At 45.2% G+C, this 5,244-nt stretch carries 5 protein-coding genes; all 5 read right to left on the bottom strand.

Going from position 1 to position 5,244, the window contains the following annotated elements; all coding sequences use genetic code 11:
* Positions 1-114 precede the first annotated feature (114 nt).
* The 5 genes from V3S16_RS01285 to V3S16_RS01265 all read right to left on the bottom strand — a co-directional run bounded on the left by V3S16_RS01285 (position 115) and on the right by V3S16_RS01265 (position 4,049).
* Positions 115-354 (bottom strand): hypothetical protein, encoded by a 240-nt coding sequence (locus V3S16_RS01285; protein ID WP_413882866.1) that lies wholly within the window; start codon positions 352-354, stop codon positions 115-117.
* A gap of 705 nt (positions 355-1,059) precedes the next feature.
* Positions 1,060-1,506: a hypothetical protein gene (locus tag V3S16_RS01280; RefSeq protein WP_413882865.1), complete on the bottom strand. Its 447-nt coding sequence runs from the start codon at positions 1,504-1,506 to the stop codon at positions 1,060-1,062.
* A complete protein-coding gene (locus V3S16_RS01275; RefSeq protein WP_413882864.1) occupies positions 1,481-2,092 on the bottom strand; it encodes a nucleotidyltransferase domain-containing protein in 612 nt (203 codons plus the stop codon). Before V3S16_RS01275 ends, V3S16_RS01280 begins: the two co-directional genes overlap by 26 nt.
* A 675-nt stretch (positions 2,093-2,767) precedes the next feature.
* Positions 2,768-2,947: a hypothetical protein gene (locus tag V3S16_RS01270; RefSeq protein WP_413882863.1), complete on the bottom strand. Its 180-nt coding sequence runs from the start codon at positions 2,945-2,947 to the stop codon at positions 2,768-2,770.
* Between the two features lie 274 nt (positions 2,948-3,221).
* Positions 3,222-4,049: an NYN domain-containing protein gene (locus V3S16_RS01265; protein WP_413882862.1), complete on the bottom strand. Its 828-nt coding sequence runs from the start codon at positions 4,047-4,049 to the stop codon at positions 3,222-3,224.
* Positions 4,050-5,244 lie beyond the last annotated feature (1,195 nt).

Here is a 5,244-nt window from a genome sequence, read left to right as displayed (position 1 = left end):
ATCTTCAGGATTTACTTATAATTTTCACAGTTTCCTGCCTCCGGCTCGTAGAGCCTACGCCTCGGAGAGATGAAACTGTATTTGCCTCCGGGACGTACATAAAATTATAAGTTTCTATTTTTCTTCAGCACTTTCCCTTGTTTTTTTAAATCGTTCCGCCCGTTGTTGCGCGGCTTTGTTGATATCTTTTTTCATCTGGTCCAGTTGATCAAGTTTTTTCTTTCCGGTGAGTTCCTTCACCGCATCATCCACCTGCTCGCGCGTGTCAGTCCCTTCACAGCCTGCAATGGCCAAAAAGGCGAATAAAACAAGAACCAGCGTCAAACTTTTGCACGCTTTTATTATCCAGGTCATGGCGTTCTCCTTTTCTTAATCACATAATAATTATCCGCCCCGTAATTTTGGAGAGACTTCCGGGAGCCTCAAAAAGATAAAGCCCTTCTTAGCATTCTTTGAGCAAAGAAGGGCTTTCATTATTTGTAGAGACATTAGGCACCCTATGTAAGATGTTTAGACCCAGACGTGCCGGAAATTTAATATCTGACCTTAAATGAAATGTTTAAAAAAATCAATGGTTAGTTTGACACACAAAAATGCGTAGACGAATTACGTATTGCGGGGCGTAGCGCCTGTGGCGCTGGTGGAGGAGCGCCCCGCAAGTTCTTGGTGCTTGAGTGAATGGGGTCAAACCTTGATCATTGATTAGTACTAATTGTCATACGATATCAAGGTGTTGTTGGCTACGTTTGCCCAATTTTCATCCGCTTATCCGGTATCAGCATCATTCATTTACACTGGTTGCTTGTTGTAGCGTAGCGGAAATCCCGATTTATCGGGGATACTTGGACCTCGTTAGTTCATCTTGGCTCTTTTGCCGTATTTTTTCTGTTTCTCCTTTACTGTGTACCCGATCTCCCCGGTTAAATATCAGCCGAGCATTAAATCATTAATCTTCCTAAATCGATACAGCCCGGCCTTTTATGCGCATGCAGCAAATATTAATTTAACGGGGTAAATCTTTTTAAAGTGCCAAATTGGCTCCTTAAAAGTTATAACTTTTTATTTCTTGCTAAGTACGTCGGGATGTTTTTCACGAAGCCATTTTTCAACATCCCGACGCAAACGGTGCGCCAAATCGGCCATTTCCCCGGCTTCCTGATCGGATACCATTCCGGCCTGTTCATAACCGCCGATATTTCTTTTCTTTCGAAATTGATCCAACAAGGCAATAAGGCCGGCATCGGCCTTGATGGTATGTGCGAGGGATTGAATGATCCGGTAATGATGGGACTCGCGCACAGCACGGTAACCTGAAGCGGCAAGGGCGGCTGTCGCAGCTTGCAGTGCGGCATTATAGGCTATATTCAGTTGCCAGTCCGAACTTAGTCCGGAGGTTCGGCAATCGGCAAGGTCACGGTCTGCTACTGCGAGCAGGGAGGTGATCTCTTGTGTGCTTGTACGGTGTTCGGTCAGCCAGCCGTTATTTAACCAGTTTTTCAAGCTCATGCTCGTCTCCGATCAGAAAAAACTTGGAATCCTCTAAAACTGTTTTCAGGAAATGATGATTCCCTGCCAATTTAGAACGGAACTCTTCCAGAGGATAAACAATCGGATTTATTTCCCGGCGAATCGTTTCCTGGACAAGGCCCAGCGCAGAAACAACTTCGCTGAAAGTTACATCACCGACAACCATGACGTCTGCATCACTGCCTGAGTGTTCGCCCCCTCGCAAAAGGGACCCGAATAAAAAGGCAACTTTGATACGATCTGACAGCGAAACTAAAGCTGCTTTCAGCACGTCACCCACGCCGACAGTTTTGATTACCAGGCTTTTCAGTTCGGCATATATCGGGCACTCCGGATTGGCCTGGTAGTAAACTTGCCGGCCTTGCACTGTCCTTCTAATAATTCCGGCTTCGGAAAGCTTTTTTACTTCCCGCTGGACAGCTCCCATGCCAACTTCGGCTGCGCGGGCAATTTGACGAAGATAGAAAGATTCATCGGTATGGTTGTACAGCAGGGCCAAAACCGCCCGGCGTGTCTTTCCGAAAAGCGTGGCAGACAGGCTATCGCTTTGAAGGTTTGTACTCATATCGGGTGCAATTGTACCCTTTTTGGTTGCAGCCGTCAAACTGTTTTTTCATTTATTGACATGTCTTTGGGGACGTTAGTGCAGAGCGTGCTTTGCTCTTTCATCGTACTTTTAAACGCTTTGTTTTTATATGTAAATTTAATTTTTGACCAGACTCCTTTTACAAAATTTAACAGCCTCTTCCTTCAGACCTGCCATGTGACTGAACGGGGTCAAATCTTGATTAGTGATTAGTGCAAATTATCATACGATATCAAGGTGTTGTTGACCACATTTGCCTAATTTTATCCTCTTACGTGAAACTATGGGACGTCTATTCGATTATAACTTTCCCTTCTGTTTCGGGGCCGTGGCAATAAACACAAAACCCCTCAATTCATTTTAGAGAATAGAGGGGCCTTGTTGGATTCAATAGCCATGGGAATCGCTCCCGATATTTAAAGGTGTTCGACGGCTGTCATGTTTGGCAAATTAACTGGGTGATCCTAAATGAAATGTTTAAAAAAATCAATGGTTAAATGCTGGTCATTTGTCAGTTGTCACTGGTCATTTGTCACCTTGGCGCGACGTAGCATTGCGTAGGCGGCTGCTTACTGGATGCTGGTTGTTTCTTATTGTCTAAAGGTAGGTCATTATCTGTCTAAATCATTTCTGTCTAATGATGAAAAATCTCGTTTACCATGATTTTATTTCTTCCCTTAATTCTTCTGCCGATATGACCTTGCCTTGCTGAACCGCTTCCTTGCCTTTTCTAACTTTATCGATCACATAAAGTCTGTACATGATATCATCAATATCCGCTGTTTCCGGCATTTTAGATATGGCGTTCATCACCTCTTGTTTCAGGGTCTCCATATTATTATCTCCTATCTTTTTTTCGCTTCCAATATTCTAAAAACACTCCTAAATCCTATTATATTAAAAAGAGGGCAAAAAAGAAAGATAAAATCCGGCTGAGACTTGCGAGACACAGCATTATAAGTTACTGCCTTAACCCCTCATGATTTTTTTTGCTGTATGAAACTCCGGAAAACAAGCGGGACGCCCTTCAGTTATTAAGTTGCTTCCCCCTCATTTCTCTTTTGCCCGATTCAATCACGATGATAGCGGTGCATGACTCTTTTGCGGGTCAGTCCTCGTGGGCCGGCAAATGGATGATATAGCCGCCGGAGCGTTCGTCCCTTTCCAACTCCAGCAGACCGCGGTGCTGCCCGTCTTCCAGCAGTTGGCCGAAGGTCCGAAAGCCGTAATAGGATTCGTTGAAGCCGGGCTTGCGCCGCTTCAGGGCCTGCTTGACCATTGAACCCCAGATCTTGTCCGCTTCACCGCGCTCGGCGATCAGCGCCTCGACGGTTTCGATGATCAAGCCCACGGCCTTTTGTTTTTTGTATTCTCCAGTTTTACGGTCCCCCTTCTTGGGCGTCAGGTCCGGACTCGGTTTACGGGCCATTTTTTTGGTCTTTTTCTTTTTGGCCGCCTCCTCCCGAACTAGGTCGTCGTAATAGATGAACTCATCGCAGTTGGATATCAGCAGGTCCGAGGAGGAATTTTTCACCCCGCAGCCGATGACCACCTTGTTGTTTTCGCGTAGCTTGCTCACCAAAGGCGAAAAATCTGAGTCCCCGCTGATAATGACAAAGGTCTCCACGTGGCTCTTGGTATAGCACAGGTCCAGGGCATCGACCACCATGCGGATGTCGGCCGAATTCTTGCCCGATTGACGTACATGGGGGATTTCGATCAGCTCGAAGGCGGCCTCGTGCATGACCTTCTTAAACTCCTTGTAGCGTTCCCAGTCGCAGTAGGCTTTCTTGACGACGATGCTGCCCTTGAGCAGCAGGCGTTCGAGCACTTTCTGGATGTCGAACTTTGCATACTTGGAGTCTTTCACGCCCAGAGCGATATTCTCGAAATCGCAGAACAATGCCATATTCTTGATCTCGACCTGGCTGACCATATGCCGTTCCTCCTTCAGTAGCGGAATTTAGGAACCTTGGGGACGCTCTTCAGTTATCAAGTTTCTTCCCCCTCATCCCTCATTTAATTTTATATCCATCCCCGGTTTCAAAGCTACAGAAGATTCGGGACCTCCGGGACATAAAATTATAAGTTTCTGTCTTAACCTTTAGATTTATTTGGTAAATATGACTGTGTCTCTGGTTGCTGGATGCTGGTTGCTGGATGCTGGTTACTGGATGCTGGTTACGAGTTGCTGGTGCCTCGTTAATTCATCCTTGCCCCTTTGCCGTATGCTTTTTGCTTTTCCTCGCTAAATCGTCTTTTAATTCCAGCCGGGTATGTGCCTGAATAATTGCATCATGAAGCTTTTTCTGTAACAGTTCGTGCGACTTGCGGGACGCCCCTTAGATTATAAGTTTCTGTTTTAACCGCTGATTTATTTGGTGCTAACTAAGTTTTTAGGGAACTACAGGACGTCTATTCTATAATAACTTTCCCTTCTGTTTCGGGGCCGTGGCAATAAACACAAAACCCCTCAATTCATTTTAGAGAAAAGAGGGGCCTTGTTGGATTCAATAGCCATGGGGATAGCTCCCGATATTTAAAGGTGTTTGACGGTTGTCATGTCCGGCGAAATAAATACCTGACCTTAAATGAAATGTTTAAAAAAATCAATGGTTAGTTTGACGCACAAAAATGCGTAGGCAAATTACGCATTGCGGGCAAAGGGCGGGTTTTGACCCCGGTAAAATAAAGAAAAAAAAATTTAACTGGGCACGCAGGATTTACCCCGGTGAAATAGGGAAATTCATTTCACTGGGCAAGCAGGATAAACACGGATAGTTTTGGGCGCTAAAGCGCGAAGGGATAAAAGATTGGTTCACGCCAAGGCGCCAAGGCGCTAAGAGATTTATTAACCGCTCCAGAGGAATATGCTACGCCCTGGTGAAATGGCTTCAAGATTTCACTGTCAAGTCGAGCCCACCTTTGACCCCATTTTCTTTATAGCTTGAGGTAGATGAAAACATACTCCCCATCATTTATGGATGTCCCGCAACTTCCGCGCATTTTGTCAAGAATGAAGACTTGTCCAGTTAAATGCGGAGCCTATTTAACCGGGATTTATCCTGCCTGCCCAGTTAAATTTCTTTTTTATTTATTTAACCAGGGTTCAATTTTTACCCCGTGAAATC

Origin of the sequence: Candidatus Desulfatibia sp., from assembly GCF_036446775.1 — a bacterium.
Lineage (GTDB): Bacteria > Desulfobacterota > Desulfobacteria > Desulfobacterales > UBA11574 > Desulfatibia_A.
The sequence above is the reverse complement of the archived record's forward strand: the minus strand, read 5'-3'. Positions and strand labels throughout refer to the sequence as shown.

Excerpts from the sequence above, each read along its gene's own strand:
- V3S16_RS01285 (WP_413882866.1), bottom strand. The coding sequence starts at position 354 with ATGACCTGGATAATAAAAGCGTGCAAAAGTTTGACGCTGGTTCTTGTT.
- V3S16_RS01270 (WP_413882863.1), bottom strand. The coding sequence starts at position 2,947 with ATGGAGACCCTGAAACAAGAGGTGATGAACGCCATATCTAAAATGCCG.
- V3S16_RS01280 (WP_413882865.1), bottom strand. The coding sequence starts at position 1,506 with ATGAGCTTGAAAAACTGGTTAAATAACGGCTGGCTGACCGAACACCGT.
- V3S16_RS01265 (WP_413882862.1), bottom strand. The coding sequence starts at position 4,049 with ATGGTCAGCCAGGTCGAGATCAAGAATATGGCATTGTTCTGCGATTTC.
- V3S16_RS01275 (WP_413882864.1), bottom strand. The coding sequence starts at position 2,092 with ATGAGTACAAACCTTCAAAGCGATAGCCTGTCTGCCACGCTTTTCGGA.